Annotated in this window: 15 protein-coding genes; 5 read left to right on the plus strand and 10 right to left on the minus strand. The window is 59.6% G+C overall.

Translation table 11 applies throughout. The features are described from left to right. Positions 1–14: 14 nt before the first annotated feature. Genes LOY43_RS12000 through LOY43_RS12010 form a run of 3 tightly spaced genes read right to left on the minus strand, consistent with a single transcriptional unit; the run spans position 15 to position 5478 of the window. On the minus strand, positions 15–599 hold the full coding sequence (locus LOY43_RS12000; protein ID WP_258709700.1) for a glutathione S-transferase: 585 nt from the start codon (positions 597–599) through the stop codon (positions 15–17). After that, complete coding sequence (locus LOY43_RS12005) at positions 596–4237, minus strand: AAA family ATPase (protein ID WP_258709701.1); 3642 nt, start codon at positions 4235–4237, stop codon at positions 596–598. The genes LOY43_RS12000 and LOY43_RS12005 overlap by 4 nt, the downstream gene beginning before the upstream one ends. Continuing rightward, on the minus strand, positions 4234–5478 hold the full coding sequence (locus tag LOY43_RS12010) for an exonuclease SbcCD subunit D C-terminal domain-containing protein (protein WP_093437857.1): 1245 nt from the start codon (positions 5476–5478) through the stop codon (positions 4234–4236). Before LOY43_RS12010 ends, LOY43_RS12005 begins: the two co-directional genes overlap by 4 nt. 270 nt (positions 5479–5748) lie before the next feature. Between LOY43_RS12010 and LOY43_RS12015 the strand changes: the two genes are divergently transcribed. The 5 genes from LOY43_RS12015 to LOY43_RS12035 all read left to right on the plus strand — a co-directional run bounded on the left by LOY43_RS12015 (position 5749) and on the right by LOY43_RS12035 (position 8508). After that, on the plus strand, positions 5749–6246 hold the full coding sequence (locus LOY43_RS12015; RefSeq protein WP_258709702.1) for a hypothetical protein: 498 nt from the start codon (positions 5749–5751) through the stop codon (positions 6244–6246). 144 nt (positions 6247–6390) lie between these two features. Next, entirely contained in the window at positions 6391–6855 is a 465-nt protein-coding gene (locus LOY43_RS12020; protein WP_099758852.1) for a hypothetical protein, read from the plus strand. Between the two features lie 255 nt (positions 6856–7110). Beyond that, the gene (locus tag LOY43_RS12025; protein WP_175554550.1) at positions 7111–7413 is read left to right on the plus strand and encodes a hypothetical protein; all 303 of its coding nucleotides are present in this window, start codon (positions 7111–7113) and stop codon (positions 7411–7413) included. 315 nt (positions 7414–7728) lie between these two features. Further along, positions 7729–8169 (plus strand): hypothetical protein, encoded by a 441-nt coding sequence (locus tag LOY43_RS12030; protein WP_258709703.1) that lies wholly within the window; start codon positions 7729–7731, stop codon positions 8167–8169. Positions 8170–8205: 36 nt separating this feature from the next. Next, positions 8206–8508, plus strand: coding sequence for a hypothetical protein (locus tag LOY43_RS12035; RefSeq protein ID WP_258709704.1), 303 nt, complete (start codon positions 8206–8208; stop codon positions 8506–8508). A 215-nt stretch (positions 8509–8723) separates the two neighbouring features. Here LOY43_RS12035 and LOY43_RS12040 read toward each other — a convergent pair whose 3' ends face one another. The 7 genes from LOY43_RS12040 to LOY43_RS12070 all read right to left on the minus strand — a co-directional run bounded on the left by LOY43_RS12040 (position 8724) and on the right by LOY43_RS12070 (position 16243). Beyond that, positions 8724–10361, minus strand: a complete 1638-nt coding sequence (locus tag LOY43_RS12040; protein WP_258709705.1) for a BatD family protein — start codon at positions 10359–10361, stop codon at positions 8724–8726. Next, positions 10358–12097 carry a tetratricopeptide repeat protein gene (locus tag LOY43_RS12045; protein ID WP_258709706.1) on the minus strand — a complete coding sequence of 580 codons (1740 nt, stop codon included), beginning with the start codon at positions 12095–12097 and terminating at the stop codon, positions 10358–10360. Before LOY43_RS12045 ends, LOY43_RS12040 begins: the two co-directional genes overlap by 4 nt. Beyond that, on the minus strand, positions 12094–13173 hold the full coding sequence (locus LOY43_RS12050; protein WP_258709707.1) for a VWA domain-containing protein: 1080 nt from the start codon (positions 13171–13173) through the stop codon (positions 12094–12096). Before LOY43_RS12050 ends, LOY43_RS12045 begins: the two co-directional genes overlap by 4 nt. Then, positions 13166–13663 carry a DUF4381 domain-containing protein gene (locus tag LOY43_RS12055; RefSeq protein WP_038369283.1) on the minus strand — a complete coding sequence of 166 codons (498 nt, stop codon included), beginning with the start codon at positions 13661–13663 and terminating at the stop codon, positions 13166–13168. Before LOY43_RS12055 ends, LOY43_RS12050 begins: the two co-directional genes overlap by 8 nt. Beyond that, on the minus strand, positions 13660–14604 hold the full coding sequence (locus tag LOY43_RS12060; RefSeq protein ID WP_095125662.1) for a DUF58 domain-containing protein: 945 nt from the start codon (positions 14602–14604) through the stop codon (positions 13660–13662). Before LOY43_RS12060 ends, LOY43_RS12055 begins: the two co-directional genes overlap by 4 nt. A 5-nt stretch (positions 14605–14609) precedes the next feature. Next, positions 14610–15569 (minus strand): MoxR family ATPase, encoded by a 960-nt coding sequence (locus LOY43_RS12065; protein WP_007913915.1) that lies wholly within the window; start codon positions 15567–15569, stop codon positions 14610–14612. A 320-nt stretch (positions 15570–15889) separates the two neighbouring features. Beyond that, a complete protein-coding gene (locus tag LOY43_RS12070) occupies positions 15890–16243 on the minus strand; it encodes a hypothetical protein (protein WP_095050118.1) in 354 nt (117 codons plus the stop codon). Positions 16244–16476 lie beyond the last annotated feature (233 nt).

Raw genomic sequence — 16476 nt, forward strand, 5'->3', positions numbered from 1 at the left:
CAGGAAGGTAAGGGTTATTTCTTCATGATCGAAGTGAAGAGCTCGGATTCGAGGAAGCGCAGCAACCAGGCCTGTAAGCGAACATAAGGAGTCTGCGCAAACCACTCACGATCAACATGGGCGAACTGCCGAACGAAGGGCAGCAGGGCAATATCTGCGAGGCTCGCATGGTCGGTCAGTAAGTAATCGCGATCGGTCAGCAGTTCATCCAGACTCTGCAAGAACAACGCCCCCTCAGCCCGATAAACCTCCATCGGCTGCTCGGGGTAGCGCTCGGCGTATTTGTAGCGATTCAACTGCACCTTGAACCCCTGATCATTCGCTTCGATCAGTTCGGCAATCCGTGAATCACCCGCCAGCAACCAATCATCCGGATCATTCTGCGCCAGCGCCCAGCGCATGATCTCCAGGCTCTCATCAATCACCCGACCCTCCGCATCCAGCACCGGCACCGTGCCCTTGGGCGAGATCGCCAGCATCGCGGCCGGCTTGGCCTTGAGACTGACCTCAACGATCTCCACCGGCACGTTCGAATAACGCAGCGCCATCCGCGCGCGCATCGCGTACGGGCAGCGGCGGAAGGAATACAGCGTGTTCATTTCACCTCCAGCGTGCTCAAACCATTGCCTTGGCGCTGCACCTGAATCTGCACCGGAATCCGCTCGTGCATTTCCTGCACGTGGGAAATCACCGCCACTTTGCGGCCCTGCGCCTGCAAGCCATCGAGCGCATCCATCGCCAGTTGCAGCGACTCCGGATCGAGGCTGCCAAAACCTTCATCGATAAACAGCGATTCGATTTTCAGCGTGCTCGACGCCATCGACGCCAGGCCCAGCGCCAACGCCAACGACACCAGGAACGTCTCGCCGCCGGACAACGAATGCACCGAGCGCAGTTCATCACCCATTTCCGTGTCCATCACCAGCAGGCCGAGCATGCTGCCGCCGCGTTTCAAGCGATAGCGTTTGACCAGTTGCCGCAGTTGCACATTGGCGTGATGCACCAGCAAATCCAGGTTGTAGGCCTGGGCGATCTTGCGGAAGGTGTCGCCGGTGGCCGAACCGATCAAGGCACTCAGGCGCGCCCAGCGTTGATATTCGGCGTAGGCAGCGGCGATCTGCTGGGCCAGCGCCTGATTGGCGTTCTGCCGGCGCTGATCTTCGACCTGTTCGGCACGCATTTCGGCGCATTGCTGTTCGCTGACGGTGAACTGGTTCTGCAGGTCGGTGAGGGCGCTGGCCAGTTGTTCGGCATCGAGGTTGCCGTTGTGCTGCGCCTGATGATCGAGCAACAAGCGATCCCGCTCCTGCAACAACACCTTGGCCTGTTCGATGGCTTTTTCGTTGTGCTGCAAGCGCTGGCGCAGTTCGGCGACTTGCCCGTCGTCAACTCGCAACAGGTCTTCGAGGCCACCGTCATCCAGCTCCGGATGGCGGGCGCGCCAGTCGGCAATCTTGCCGGCCAGATCCAGCGCTTCGTCTTCCAGTGCCTGCAAACGTTCCTGCTGCGCCTTAAGCTCGGCAGCGTTCTGCACGAGTTGCGTGCGCACGCTTTGCAGTTCCTGCGCGGTGCCGGTTTCGGCATTGCGCGCCTGCTCAACCGCTTGCTCAAGCTGCTGCTGCCAGTGCTCGGCGCTGCTGTGCTCGCCAAGCAATTGCGCTAGTTTCTGCTGGCAGGTGAGCTGCTGCTCGGTCAGCGACGTGAATTGCTGATCGGCGCTGAGCAACTGCTGTGCACGGGTCTGTTGGCGGTCCTGTTCTTTCTCCAGCGTCTGTTGCCGCTGTTGTTGCTCGGCCTGTTCTTCCTTGTGCTGTTCGACCTGCGCGAGACGTTCGGCGATCTGCCGGTCAAGCTGCAGGAACGTTGCCGCCGGCTCCTTTCGCAGGGCTTCAAGGGTGTCGGTCGGCAGCAGATTGCCGAACGCGGCCAGTTCTTCGTCGAGGCGCTGACGGTCGCTGCTCAACTCGCGCTGCTGATTGCTCAGGTGCTGCGCCGCTTGCTGATGCGCGGTTTCGGCCTGACGCAATTGCTGGGTCAGACGCGCGGCGTCCTGTTGCAGGGTGAGCAGGGCGCTCTGGCGTTGTTCGTCCTGAGTGATGCTCTGGTTCAGTTGCTCGTTTTGCCGGGCGAGCCAGGCATCGCGCTTGTCGGCATCCTGATTGAACAACTGCGCGGACAGCGGATGCGCGTCGAGGCTCGGCGCCAACGCTTGCTGCTGGGCGGCCAGTTGTTCTTGCTGTTGCAGCAGTTCTTTCTGCTGAGCAATGACGCCAACGACTTCGGCGCGCAGTTCAGTGAGTTTTTCCTTGAGCTGATCGACGACTTTCTGGGCGTTGGCCTGCTCGCTTTCATCATGACGACCAAGGCTTTGCAGCAGCGCTTCGGGCTGATGATAGGGATGCTCGTTGCTGCCGCAGACCGGGCACGGCTGATCGTCCTGCAACTGCGCGCGCAATTCTTCGACACTGGCACTGCGCGCCAGACGCTGGCGTTCAAGCAGCTCGCGAGTGACGTTGAGGGTTTGCTCGGCGATGGCCAGCTCGGCTTTGGTTTTCACGCCGTCCTGAGTCAGGCGTTCGCGTTCCTGCTGGGCGCTGAGCTGGCGCTGTTGCAACTCGGCGCTGCGCTTGTCCAGATCCTGTTGCGTGGCCCACAGGCGTGATAAATCTTCGAAGGCGCGCAGTTGCTTGCGGTTGTCCTGCAGCAGCGTGCCGAGGATGCCGATCTGCTCAGCGACGGCGTCGGGTTCGGCGCCGGCCTCTTTGAACAGTACTTCCAGTTGCTGCTTTTGCGTGGTCAGCTCTGCGGCGCTGCGCGTGGCGTTTTCTTCGAGGCTCGCCAGTTCCGCCTGACCCTTGTTCAGGCGATTGCCGATCAACATCAACTGTTGCAGGCGATCGCGGTAGGCATTCCACGCATCACTCAGCGGTGCCAGATGGGTACTTTGCTCCAGCTCAGCGGCGATGCGTTGCAGGCGTTCGGCGACTTGGGTCTGTTTATCCAGCAAGGCTTGAATGGCATTCTGGCCCTCGGTGCAAGCCTGCTGCGCATTGAGCCTGGCTTCGGTACTTTGCGCGACATCCTTGGCCAGACGGGCGAGGGTGCTTTGCTCTTCGAAGGCCTGACGCAATAGCGGCGCGTTTTCACTTTGCCGTTGCTGCGCTTCGCTCAGGGCAACTTTCGCCGCTTCCAGAGTTTGCTCCAGTTGCGTCTGGCGCTCAGTCAGTTCGGCATTTTGCCGGGTGTGCGCGGCGATTTGCGCGGCCAGTGGCGTCAGCAGGGCATCGAGTTCGCTTTTGCGCGCGAACTGATGCCGCTGCGTGCCGAGCTGCTCCAGTCGCGTCAGTTTCACCCGCTCGCCGGCCAGACTTTCCGAATGCTGTTGCGCGCTGTGCAGTTGCTCGGCGGCCGCTTGCTGCGCGTCCTGCAACACACGTAAATCCTTGAGCCAGCCGTGCTGTTGCTCAAGCTGCTTGAGCTGCGCCTGCTGCAACTTCATTTGCTGTTGCGCGGCATTGAAGCGCTCATCCAACTCGGCCCGCGCTTCGGGCGCCAACGGGGTCACGCCGGTCGCCTGATCCTGCAACAGCTTATGCGCTTCGCGGGCTTCTTTAGTCTTGTCGAAGGCGCGGCGGCCGAGACGGGTGTACAGCGCGGTGTCGGTGAGTTTTTCCAACAGTTCGCTGCGGTCGTTGTCGTCGGCCTTGAGGAACGCACTGAACTCGCTCTGGGCCAGCAGCACGGCGCGGGTGAACTGTTCGAAGTTCAGGCCGAGCGCAGCTTCCAGCTGAGTTTTGTATTCACCTTTCTGGCTGGCGAGCAGTTGATCCTGATCGATGTCGCGCAGGCTCTGCCGGCTGGCCTGCAACTTGCCGCCGGCCTTCTCGCGCGCACGGTTAGCTTCCCAACGTGCCCGATAGCGACGGCCATCGACACCGACGAAATCCACTTCGGCATAACCTTCGCCGGTGCCGCGACGCAGCAAAGTGCGCGGGTCGCCGGTGGCAATTTCGCCGTCGGCATCCGGGACTTTGGCGTCACGGCCAGTGTTGTTCAGACGCGGCACCGCGCCAAACAACGCCAGGCACAAGGCGTCGAGCAAAGTACTTTTACCAGCGCCGGTCGGGCCGGTAATCGCAAACAAACCGGCACTGGCCAGCGGTTCAGCAGTGAAATCGATTTCGAAAGGCCCGGCCAGCGAGGCCAGGTTCTTCAAGCGAATGGCGAGAATCTTCATGGCTGCTCGCCCTCCAGTTGTACGTCTTGCAGCAGTTCGGCGAAGTCCTTCAGCGTTTGCTCGTCGACCTCGCTGCCATAGTTGTCGAGCCAAGCGCGGCTGAACAGTTCCTGCGGAGTGAGCTGGTCGAGTTCGATCAGCGCGGTGCCGTCTTCGACGCCGTCAGCACCACGATTACCGGCGTATTCAGCGGCGATACGCACCAGGCGCACGGCTTTGCCTTGCAGGGCGCTTTCGACTTGATGGCGCAGATCCGGCTGTGGCTCGTCGAGGGTTACGCGCACTTCCAGCCACGGTTGCCGCTGGGTTTCGGCGAGCAGATCGATGTTCGGCAGATCGGCCAGTTGCAGCAGGATTTCGGCCAGCGGTGCCGGGCCGATGCGCTGCAGATTGACCGAGCGCGGGATCAGTTTCGGCTCGACGCTGACCAGGGTTTCGCCGTCGAGGGTGACGTCGAGAATCTGGTGCTGATAGCTGATCTCCGAGAACGACAACGGGATCGGCGAGCCGCTGTAGCGAATGCGTTCTTCACCGTTGACCTTCTGCGGCTTGTGCAAATGGCCGAGGGCGACATAGCTGATGCTCGGCCCGAACAGGCTGGCGGGCAGGGCTTCGGCGTTACCGATGATCAGGCTGCGCTCGGAATCTTCCGACACCGAACCGCCAGCCATGTGCGCGTGGCTGATGGCGATCAGCGCCTGACCGGGTTGGCGCTTGGCGTTGGCCGCTTCGATCAGCCATTCGTGCACCTGACCGATGCCGCGCAGATAGTTGTCGCCCAGATGCGCGCCCGTCACCTCTGCCGGACGCAGGAACGGCAGCGCCAGGCACCACGCGGCGATTTCGCCTTGGGCATTTGGCAGTGGCAACAGCAAGCGGTCGGCGTCCAGTTGCCCGTCATCCAGCCACAGCACCCGACCCAGCGCGTGGGTGCGCAAACGGCGCATCAACGGCGCGGGCAATTCAATCCGCGAACCGGAGTCGTGGTTGCCGGCGATCATCACGATGGTCAGCAACGGCTGCTGTTCGTGGGCGCTGACGATGAAGTCGTAGAGGCGTTCCTGAGCTTTGACCGGCGGATTGACCGTGTCAAAGATGTCCCCGGCGATCAGCAGCACATCCGGCTGCGCCAGTTGCAGTTGGCGCAGCAGCCATTCGAGGAAGCACGCATGCTCGAAATCGCGCTCCTGGCCGTGCAGGTTTTGCCCAAGGTGCCAGTCGGAGGTGTGGAACAGACGCAAGGTGGACTCCGCAACATTTAAAGAGGTGATGGCCGCGGGGAAATGATGGGCGGCGAAAGAGGGGAGAGTTTACAGATTATTGCGGCGGGAGGGCTTGTCCGGACCGGACGTAGCCGGGCATTTCGACGAATCCCTTCATTGACGACCCAACGCCGGTTACCTACCATTGAGCCACTATATTGATATCATTTTGAAGTCGAACAATCCGTCGGGCTTCCACCTCCGCGCCACGATAGCTCACACAGCGATATAGAGTTTGGAGCAAGTGCAATGAAACGGGTCAATTCGATACCTTCTGTTACTGACACCCAAGCGTATTGTTCCTGGAAAAAACAATGGTCTAGCCAAGAAGATCTGGATGTTCATTCGTACATCTTTGATCAATGCAGGCCCGACCATGTTTTGATGTTTTCCACTATGCTCTTCCCTGACTTTGTGGTAGTCGAGGGTGGTGTATTTTTAGGACGAAATTTTTCAGACGAAGTGTTCGACACGTGTTTTGCCCTTGCCTCCGGTGATCTTTCAAAGACTGAGCAGTTATTGAATGTTGTGAGGATCTATGACGTTTTTGGTCAGGGTGCCCGTGATGTTTCGGATGATGTTTTTCTTCAATTGTGCAATGTGATTGGTTTTTCGTGGCGCATGGTGCTGAAAGAGAAGTTTCCAGAGAAGATCTTCTGTGTAGAGGTGTTGAACTCAGAGCAGAACTATGGCCCGAATATTACTTTCTACCAGGTTGGGCCACTGAGTTTGGGAGCCGGAACATGAGACGTCAGGACTTGGAGCAAGAGGCGGATTTTTATGGGACTTCGAGAAAACTCTCGTCTTTGGATGAGTGGCATCTATCCGTGCGCTATACACCCGTGCAGCACCTGGTGCTTGGCGGAGTGGCGTGATGCTTGAGGGAAGTGTGTGAAACTTAACAGTGAAATGGAGCAAATGCTCGTTCGTGCGGGACGTGCTTCTCTGGACGGCGAGTTGGCGGATATCGCAAGGTCCGGTTTCGTGGAACGGGATGGCTGTGTTTTTCTGGCGAGTCTGGAGAGCTTCCAGAAGCACGTAAGCCTGAAGAGTTTCCTAGATAGAACGGGATATGAATGTTTCGTAAATTCGATCCATGCCGATGATTTTGTAAACGCTGATTTTTTGGCATGCGCGTGCTCCTATCTGTCTTTAGTTTTTGAGACGTGGAACAAGTCATGTATGCCGGGAGTTCTGCAGGGAGTCATTTCGGGTGACGAATTCGATGCGACGGTGAAGTTTCATCTGCTGCGCCCAGGGGAAACCTGGCTGAGCGATGACCTTGAGGGGTATGAGGACGCAGTGCTTACCGTTGAATCGAATGACAACGGGTTTCTTGAGGCATACGGAGTATGAACATCTAACGGGGGTAAATGGGACAGACCACGTTTAAATAAACGTGGTCTGTCCCCGATTCTGCATAAATAAACGTGGTCTGTCCCCGATTCTGCATGTCCCCGATTCTGCAGTTGGTGTAACGACCGTCAGGTTCGTGCGTGAAGACCCAGGGTCAGTCCGTCCTGACGCGATGAGAGTTACTTACATAATTGATGGGAAGGCTAAAACCGTACTCTTTAAAAACGAGCCCCATCAAATTCCGGAGGTTATATAGTGATTACTGAAGATATAAAAATCGTCCAGGAAATCTTCCAGGAAGTCGAAGCCGGTATCGTCCATGGCTACGATGCATTCAGCTACGGTGTCGAGTTGGGTGAGGGATACATTGAGACGGAGCTGGGTGTTGAGAAGGACGGAGTGGAGGACTGGAACGTCGAGACCGATATGAACGACGCGAAAATTCTGCGTCTTGTAGGCGAATTACAGGCCAACGCAGACAAGCGTGGAGAACCATGGAAGTCATTTGTCATGTCTTATCGCGAAGGCGAGCAAGTGAAAACGAAATTCCAGTATTGATTCGAGATGCCACATTCTGGCATCCCGGGATTGCAGCAGGCGGCACTTGCCGCCTCTTGTCGTTTACCTGACAGGTACAGATAGACTGCGCTCGGACGGAGGATAATGGGACAGACCACGTTTAGAAAGTGCTCCAAAAACGTATTCTGTCCCCGTTTTACCCTCCGAAAACGTAGTCTGTCCCCGTTTTACGCTTCGTTGCCTGCGCTTCGTGGCAGCATCTCGAAGCGTTTCCTCCTTCATACCGGAGGATAATGGGACAGACCACGTTTAAATAAACGTGGTCTGTCTCGAGGGATCAAAGGTCTTTAATTTATGACAGTTGTGAATGAAGAAGGCCATCTCCTGACTGTTATTGCTGAAATTGGCGTATTGGAGTGGCAAAAGTATCAACAGCGTTTTCCAAAAGTAAGGGTGGGGAATGAAATGCAGCGGGAGGATCATTCTGCGCTGCCACCCTTCATCGCTTTCAGATTTGAGTGTATTAGCACGGTTGATAGCGACAAGTTGAAGGCTGCCGTGGAGGGGTACAAGGGAGCTTTATCATGGTCGATTGTTGGCCGGTCACGCGAAGGGCTACCCGGGATTAACTGGATGATTGCACCGTCAAGGTTGTGGGAGGTGGGTGAATGTGCTTTGCAAGCAAACATGACGGCAGCGGTCTATTTGTCTATTCATGAACCTTTACTTGGTCCAGTGGCATACGAGGATTTAATTGGACTGACGGGACATGTTCGTTCTGTGTTCGATCACTGAGGGATCCAACCCCCACCAAATTCCGGAGGTTATTTAGTGATCACTGAAGATATAAAAATTTTCGAAGAGATTTTCCAGCTGGTTGAAGCCGGCATAATCCATGGCTATGACGCGTTCCGATATGGTGTGGAACTTGGAGAAGGCTATATAGAAACGGAATTAGGCGTCGAGAAAGACGGAATTGAGGACTGGAACGCCGAAACCGATATAAACGGGGCGAAAATTCTTCGTCTGGTCGATCAGTTGCAGGCAAACGCAGTTAAACGCGGTGAGCCATGGAAGGCGTTTGCTCTCTCTTATCGCGAAGGCGAACAAGTGAAAACGAAATTCAAGTATTGATCGGGGACGCCGCATTTCCGCGTTCCGGGGCATGAACGGGTGGCTCTGGCCACCTGTAGTTTATCTGACCAGCGCAGCAAGACAGACCCAGAGTGATGCCTGTCTATCCAGTCCGAAGGGGGAGTTTCTTAGTGCCCTTCGGCAGGCGAGCGTCAGCTTGTTGCAAGTCAGACCTGCCGATACATCCCTCAAGTGTTCGTTGAGGGATCGTGGGTTCACTTCGGATAAAGCGGCGGCAACCCGCTGTCACCCACCGGATCCTGCACCCGTTCCGCCGCCGGAATAGTGCGGATCGCCCGCCACAAATCCTCACCCTGCCAATGCTGCCCCGTCTCGCTGTACAGCGCACCATTCAACCCATCCAGCGCATCCGACAACGGCACAAACCGCGCTGCCATGTCCGCCAGTGTCTCCGGCTGCTGACGCGCCCACGCATCCAGTGCCTGCCGCGTCGCCTGCGGATCATTCGCCTGGCTTGCGCGTTTGATGTCATCCATCAAGGTGCGTGGGCTCGGGCCGGTTTGGGCGGCGCGATGCACCGCTGGTTGCCAGCGTGCGCGCCACCACAGGCCGAAGCCGAGGAGGGTGGTGCAGGCGAGGATCAGCGTGCTGAGTTTCCACCACCACAACACATCGTTATCGACGATGCTCGGCTGCAGGTTGCCGGTCGGGGTGTCGACTTGCAGGCTCGGGTTGTTGGCTACTTGCAGCGTGCGCGCGGGCAGGCTGCTGTGTTCCAGATGGTCTTCGAAGGTGTTCCACCAGACCACGTCCACCGTCGGCAAGTCGATGGCGCCGCTACGGCTCGGCACCAGCGCTTCGCGTTCTTCGCGGCTGCCGACGATGCCACGGTCAGTGCTCTGGTTGCTCAGCACCGGTTGATCGGGGTAGCGGCGCAGGCCGTTGACGTCTGTGGCGGGCAGCGCCGGCAGTTGCGAGGCGGCCAGGCCTTCGACTTTCAATGTCAGGCTGCGGGTCAGGGAATCGCCAACCTGAGTGTGTTCCGGTTCCGGGTTCCAGCTTTCGCTGAGGCTCAGGCTGCGCGCGGGCAGCCATGGCGCGTCGACCGGATAGGTCAGGGGTTTGGGTTTGACGGTCAGGGGGATTTCAGAAGAACTGACGCGCATCAGTTTGCCCGGTTTCGGCCCCTGTGCATTGGCGTCCTGAGACGGCTGCGTGTCGACCAGTGTGGCGCTGAAGGTCTGCGGCGCAATGGTCAGCAAACCGCTGTGCTGCGGGTAGATCGCGTAGCGCATTTCGATCACGCCATGGCGCACACCATTGAGGTCTTTTTCGTAGGTGCGCGTGTCGCCCAGTTGCTCGATGCGTGCATCGACGATTTGCAGCGGCGTCAGGCTGCTGTCGTCGTACAGCGACACCGAATGGTAGATGCGCAGGGTCAGGATCGCCTGCGCCTGCACATAGACGCTGGACTGATCGAGGCTGGCTTCGATGAACACCGGGTCAAGGCTGTTCTTGTTCTCGCGGGTGTCGCTTTCGACCACTTGTACGGTGATCGGCTGGCTCTGCGCGTCGCCCAGTTGCAGCGGCGGGATTACCACGCTGCCGTTCTCTTTCGGCAGCAGAGTGATGATCCAGCGCGTGGTCGCGCGGTTGTCGCCATTGAGGGTGTTGAGCTGGTTGACCTGCCGCGTGCCGCGCACTTCGAACAACGCTTCCAGCGCGGTCAAATCGGGTTTGCCGAACTGGGTGACGTCGCTGGTTTCGAGGGTGAGTTCGACCGTCTCGCCGGAGTTCAGGCGACTGCGATCCACACTGGCGGTCAGCTCGGCCGCCTGGGCGGTGGCCGTGCAGAGCAGCAGGGGCAGCAAGAGAGCGGTGAAGCGGGTCATCGAGTGTTTTCCTGATCCTGATGTTGTTGCTGTTCGTACCAGAATTTGCGTCGCAGCAGTTCGCCCGGATCATCCGGGATCTTGCCCAGCCATTGTTCCAGTGCCTGGCGTTGCTCGCCTTCGAGGTTGTCTTCACTCGGGCGCAGCGTCGGCACGGTGTCCGTTTGTTCTTCCTCATCGCTGCCCGGCACTTCGTTCGGGCCTGGCTGCGGCGGCGTGGTCGGTGGCGGTTCGCTGGCCGATTCGCTCGGTTGCGCTTCGCTCTGGGTTTCACTTTTTACCGCCGGTGGCGGCGTGGTCGCGGGCGCTGGTTCGTCGCCCGGCAGACTTTGCTGCTCGCTTGGCTTGGTGTCCGGCTCGGCGGGCGGGGGGGCGTTTTTCTGCTTGAGCAGATTTTCCACCAGCGACTTGTTGGTCTGCGCCGGGCGTAAATCCGGTTGCTGTTCCAGTGCCTGCTCATAGGCGTCGATTGCCGCTTCCAGCTCACCGCTTTTCGCCAAGGCGTTGCCACGATTGTAGTGGGCGCGGGCATCGCTGCCTTCGGCGAAGCGCTGGGCGGCGCCACTGTAGTCGCCGGCCTCGTACAACGCCACCCCTTGCCATTGGTGATCGTCAAAATGCTGCGCGGCCTCGGCCGGGCGCTTCTGTTTGAGCAGGTGCAGGCCCTGTTGATCGGGGCGCAGCCACAAATCCTCAAAGTCAAAAGCGTAGCTCGGCTGTGGCAAGCAAAACAGCAACGGCAGGCAGAACAACCAGCCGCGACGCCCGGCACACGCCGCGAGCAGCAACAGCGGCAACAGCAGCCAGTAACCTTGATCGGCCCAGGTATCGAGGCGCACGGTCTGGCCGTCGTCGCGCAGGCTGCGTGGACCGTTGAGCAGGCCGAGCGCGCCAAGATCCGCTTCGTCGAGGCGGGCCGGGTGGTATTCGCCGCCGACGCTGTTGAGGAAAGCGCTCAGGCCCGGACTGTCGAGTTGCGGCACGCGAATCGCGCCCTGTTCGTCCTTGAGGAAACTGCCGTCCTCTTGAGCGATTGGCGCACCTTCGGCGGTGCCGACGCCGAGCATCAACAACTGCGCAGATTGTCCGCTGAGGGCGCGGCGAATGCCTTGGCGTTCTTCTTCGTTCAATGACGAGCCGATCAACAAAATCCGTCCCTGACCGAGCGCGCCCTGTTTCAGCAGGGCCAGCGCTTTGTTCACCGCCAGATCGGCACGATGGCCGCTTTCAGGCATCAACGACGGTTTCAGGGCATCGAGCAAATTACGACTGGTCGCCAGGTCATCCGACAGCGGTACCAGCGTGTGCGCGCTGCCGGCATAGACGACGATGGCGGTCTGCGCATCGCTGCGTGCCTGCAGCAGATCGAAGAGCTTGCGCCGCGCCTGTTCCAGTCGCGTCGGCGGCGAGTCGGTGGCGAGCATTTCCGGGGTCAGTTCCAGTACCACCACCAACGGATCGGCGGGTTTCTGGCTGGTCTGTTCGACGCGCTCCCAACTCGGCCCGAGTAGCGCCAGAACCGTCAGCAGCCACGCCACGCCAAGGGCAACCCACGGCAGTTTGCTGTCGCGACCATTGCCGCCACTGAGCAGGGTGGCATGAAACGCCGGCGGCAAAATCATCTGCCAGCGCCCGGCGCGTTTCTGCCGATGCCAGAGTTGCCAGATCAGCCAGCCCAGCAGCGGCAGCAACAGCAACCACCACGGACGGAACCAGTGCGGCCAGAGCGCGATCATCGGCGCCTCCGCAAACGCAAGCGCTTAAGGCGCTCACGCCAGTCAGGCAGCGGACTTTGCAGATACAGCTCCTTGGTGAACAGGCGTTGCAGCGGGTTGTCCGGCCACAATTCACGCGCGACCAGCAACAGGCTCAACCACAGCGCCAGCGCCAGAGGCCAGTGATACAAGGCTTGTGCCGGGCGGGCCTGGGTCGGTTGTTGGGTCACGGGTTCGAGTTGGTCCAAGGTATCTTTGATTGCTTGCAGTTCTTTGCCGTCGTGGGCACGGAAATACTGGCCACCGGTGACTTCGGCGATGGCTTTGAGCGCCGGCTCGTCGAGATCCAGACTCGGATTGACGCCGAGCAGGCCGGTCGAACCGCTGTCCTCAGGGTTGGCGCCAATCCCGATTGGATAGATTTTTACGCCTTCGCTCGCAGCGAGTTTTGCCGCCGTCAGCGGATCGATCTCGCCGCCGTTGTTGGCGCCATCAGTGACCAGAATCAGCACACGGCTTTGCGCCGGACGCAGGCGCAGGCGTTTCAATGCCAGACCGATGGCATCACCGATGGCGGTGTTCTTGCCGGCAATGCCGATGCGCGCTTCGTCGAGCCAGACGCGCACGGTGTGGCGATCAAAGGTCAGCGGCGCTTGCATATAGGCTTGGCTGCCGAAGAGGATCAGGCCGACACGGTCGCCATCGCGACTTTCGAGGAAATCACCGAGCAGATGTTGCACCAGCGTCAGCCGACTGACTTCTTCGTCCTGCCACTGCATATCCGGGAAATCCATCGAACCGGACACGTCCACCGCCACCAGCAGATCACGCCCACTGGCAGCAATCGGCAGCGGTTCGCCGAGCCATTGCGGGCGGGCGGCGGCGGTCAGCAGTAACAGCCACAAGAGCATGAACGGCGCCTGTTGACGCCACGCGGGCAGGTTGGCGCGAGCGCGACGGCGGGCGAGGCCTTCCAGATCGGCGAGAAAGCTGACTTTCAACGCTGGTTCGCCGCTGTCGGCGACCGGCAGCACCAGGCGCATCAGCCACGGCAGCGGCACCAGCACAAAGATCCACGGCCAGGCGAACTCAAACATGTTTGCGAATCCATGTATCGACCGCTTGGGTCAGGCCGGCGATGGCTTTGTCATCGAGTTTGCACTCCGGTTTATAGGCGCCTTCGACCAGCACCATCCAACGGGTGAGGCCCGCCGCCGGGCAACGGTTGTCGAGAAAGGCCAGCCATTTACGCCCATTGAGGGTGTGGCTCTGGCTGTAGGGATAGTGGTTGCGGCACAGGCGTTTGAGCAGGCCGTTGAGTTGCTGCAACCACGCCCCGGCCGGAGCACCGTCGTAGGGTTTGGGCATTTGCGCCAGTTCGGCGAGGGCGGCAATGCGCACTGGGTCGAGCGGCTGCTCGGCGCGGACAATCGGGCGTTTCTTCATCGGAATGAAACGGCGAAGTTTCCACACAGCGAAACCCAGCAGCGGCAGCAATAGAAGCAGCAGCCACCAACCTGGTGCCGGCGGCCAGAAGGCAATCGGTGGCGGCGAGATCAGCGGTTGCAGTTGTTCGAGGCCGTTCATCGACCTTTCCCCGGACGCTGCGGATTGAGGAATTCGCGCATTTGCTCGACCATTTCGCTTTGCGTGCTCAGCGGCATCAGCAATACCCGCAGCTTCTGCGCGAGCAATTCCCAGCGCGCGATGCGTGCTTCGGCCTGGGCGCGATAGGTCTGGCGCAGGTCGAAATTCAGCGTATCGAGTTCGAGTTGCGCGCCGCGTTCGGCGAATCGGAGAAGACCGGCGGCGGGCAGGGCGTGATCGAGGGGATCGGAAATCGGCAGCATCAACAGATCGCAATGGCGCGAGAGCAGGCTCAATTGTTGTTCAGCGCTGTCGGACAACGCGCGCTCGTCGCAGATGACGATCACCAGACTGCCCGGGCGCAGCACTTCGCGGGCACGGCGCAGCGCCACGCCAAACGCATCGCGATCCGGCTCGCGCTCGCTGTGCAGCGACTGGTTGACCTTGACCAGGCGGTTGAGCAATTGCAGCAGGCTCTGTTTGCTGCGCCGCGGTTTGATTTCGTAGTGCTCGTTGTCGCCGAACACCAGCCCGCCAACGCGATCGTTGTGGCCGAGCGCGGCCCAGCCGATCAGCGCCGCTACTTGCGCTGCCAGTACCGATTTGAACATCAGCCCCGAGCCGAAAAACAGCCGTGTGCTTTGCTCGACCATGATGAAAATCGGCCGCTCGCGTTCTTCATGGAACAGCTTGGTGTGCGGTTCTTGCGTGCGCGCCGTTACGCGCCAGTCGATGGTGCGCACGTCGTCGCCGGCCTGATAAACCCGCACCTGATCGAAGTCGACGCCACGGCCACGGAATTTCGAGTGATGCAGGCCGATCAGCGGGCTGCGCTGGCTCGGCGTGGAAAACAGCTGCACTTCACGCACGCGGTGGCGCATCTCGATCAGCTCGGCGAGGCTGACGCGGATGCCCGGTTCGGACGGCAGGGTGGCGTTCATGGGGGTCAAGCGACGGCTACGACGTCGAGAATCCGCTGCACCACCCGATCCTGATCGATGCCGGCGGCTTCGGCTTCAAACGACAAAATGATGCGGTGACGCAACACATCGAACAGCACCGCTTGAATGTCTTCCGGGCTGACGAAGTCGCGACCGGCCAGCCAGGCGTGAGCGCGGGCACAGCGGTCGAGAGCAATCGAGCCGCGCGGGCTGGCGCCGTAGGCGATCCACTCGGCCATTTCCGGGTCGAACTTGGCCGGGTTACGCGTGGCCATGACCAGTTGCACGAGGTATTCCTCCACGGCGTCGGCCATGTACAGACCGAGGATTTCCTTGCGCGCGGCGAAGATCGCCTGTTGGCTGACGCGGCGTTCGGGTTTGGTTTCACCGTTCAACGCTTCGCCACGGGCCTGTTGCAGGATGCGGCGTTCGACGGCAGCGTCCGGGAAACCGATTTTCACGTGCATCAGAAAACGGTCGAGCTGTGCTTCCGGCAGCGGATACGTGCCTTCCTGCTCGATCGGGTTTTGCGTGGCCATTACCAGAAACAGCGGCGACAACTCGTAAGTGCTGCGACCGACACTGACCTGACGCTCGGCCATGGCTTCGAGCAGCGCCGATTGCACTTTGGCCGGGGCACGGTTGATTTCGTCCGCCAGCACCAGGTTGTGGAAGATCGGCCCTTGCTGGAACACGAAACTGCCGGTTTCCGGGCGATAGATTTCGGTGCCGGTGATGTCGGCCGGCAGCAGGTCAGGGGTGAACTGAATGCGATGGAACTGGGCTTCGATGCCCTCGGCGAGTTCTTTGATCGCTTTGGTCTTGGCCAGACCCGGCGCACCCTCGACCAGCATGTGGCCGTCGGCGAGCAGGGCGATGAGCAAACGCTCGATGAGTTTTTCCTGGCCGAGAATCTGCGTTGAAAGAAAGGTTCGCAGCGCCAGCAGCGCTTCACGATGTTCCATCGGTGACTGTTCCTGGAAAGGGGTGGCCACAGGCGTTCGGATAACGCCGGGGCTGGGGGCGTTACTTTAATCCATCGCGGGGGGTGGCGACTAACGGCATTTTGTAGAAAAAGGCAAAAGATCGCAGCCTGCGGCAGCTCCTACAGGTGATTGCATTCCAATGTAGGAGCTGCCGCAGGCTGCGATCTTTTGGCTGTCTGTGAAGGCCTCATCGCTGGCAAGCCAGCTCCCACAGGGACCGATGTGTTGCATAGATCGCGTTCACACCGCTGATACCTGTGGGAGCTGGCTTGCCAGCGATGAGGCCAGTCTGGACGCCATCAAACTTCGTTAATGAAGGTACCCGTCCCATCAAGGATATTCGTCAAGGTCTCGACAACCTCATCCAGATCAACCATGTCCGGGTTAAAGCTGATCTCCAGCACATCATCCCCGTTCAGCGCATCGGCATCCGCCGCCGCAATCTCGATCTTCAACAGATTCGAACTCAGGGTGACTTTCACCCCGTCCAGCGTCGAAGGTTCGCCATCCAGAGTGATCTCCAGCTCATCCTCATCCGGGTAGCGACTCATCAGGAACATGTCGCCCTTGTCGCTGTGGCAGCAGAGCATTGCCATGTTGTCTTCTTCGTCATCGCACGGGTTGACGATCAGTAGGGCGGTGGTCATTTGCATGGTCAATTCCTGCCTCGAGGGGCGTGTTGGTCGCTAATGGGCGCGATTCTGCCAGTCCTCGGGAATTTCTGCATGTGAGAGTGTCAGAGGATGTGTCGTGAACGCGACATGGATCAATGGTCATTTCTGGCACGCATGTACCGTAAAAACGGGCATTCAGACCGGCATTTTCCGCCACGACTGCTAGTGTTTACCGGTGCCAGACCCTCGGTTTACGTGCCAATGACCGAATA

Source organism: Pseudomonas sp. B21-041 (assembly GCF_024748675.1).
Taxonomy (GTDB): domain Bacteria; phylum Pseudomonadota; class Gammaproteobacteria; order Pseudomonadales; family Pseudomonadaceae; genus Aquipseudomonas; species Aquipseudomonas neuropathica.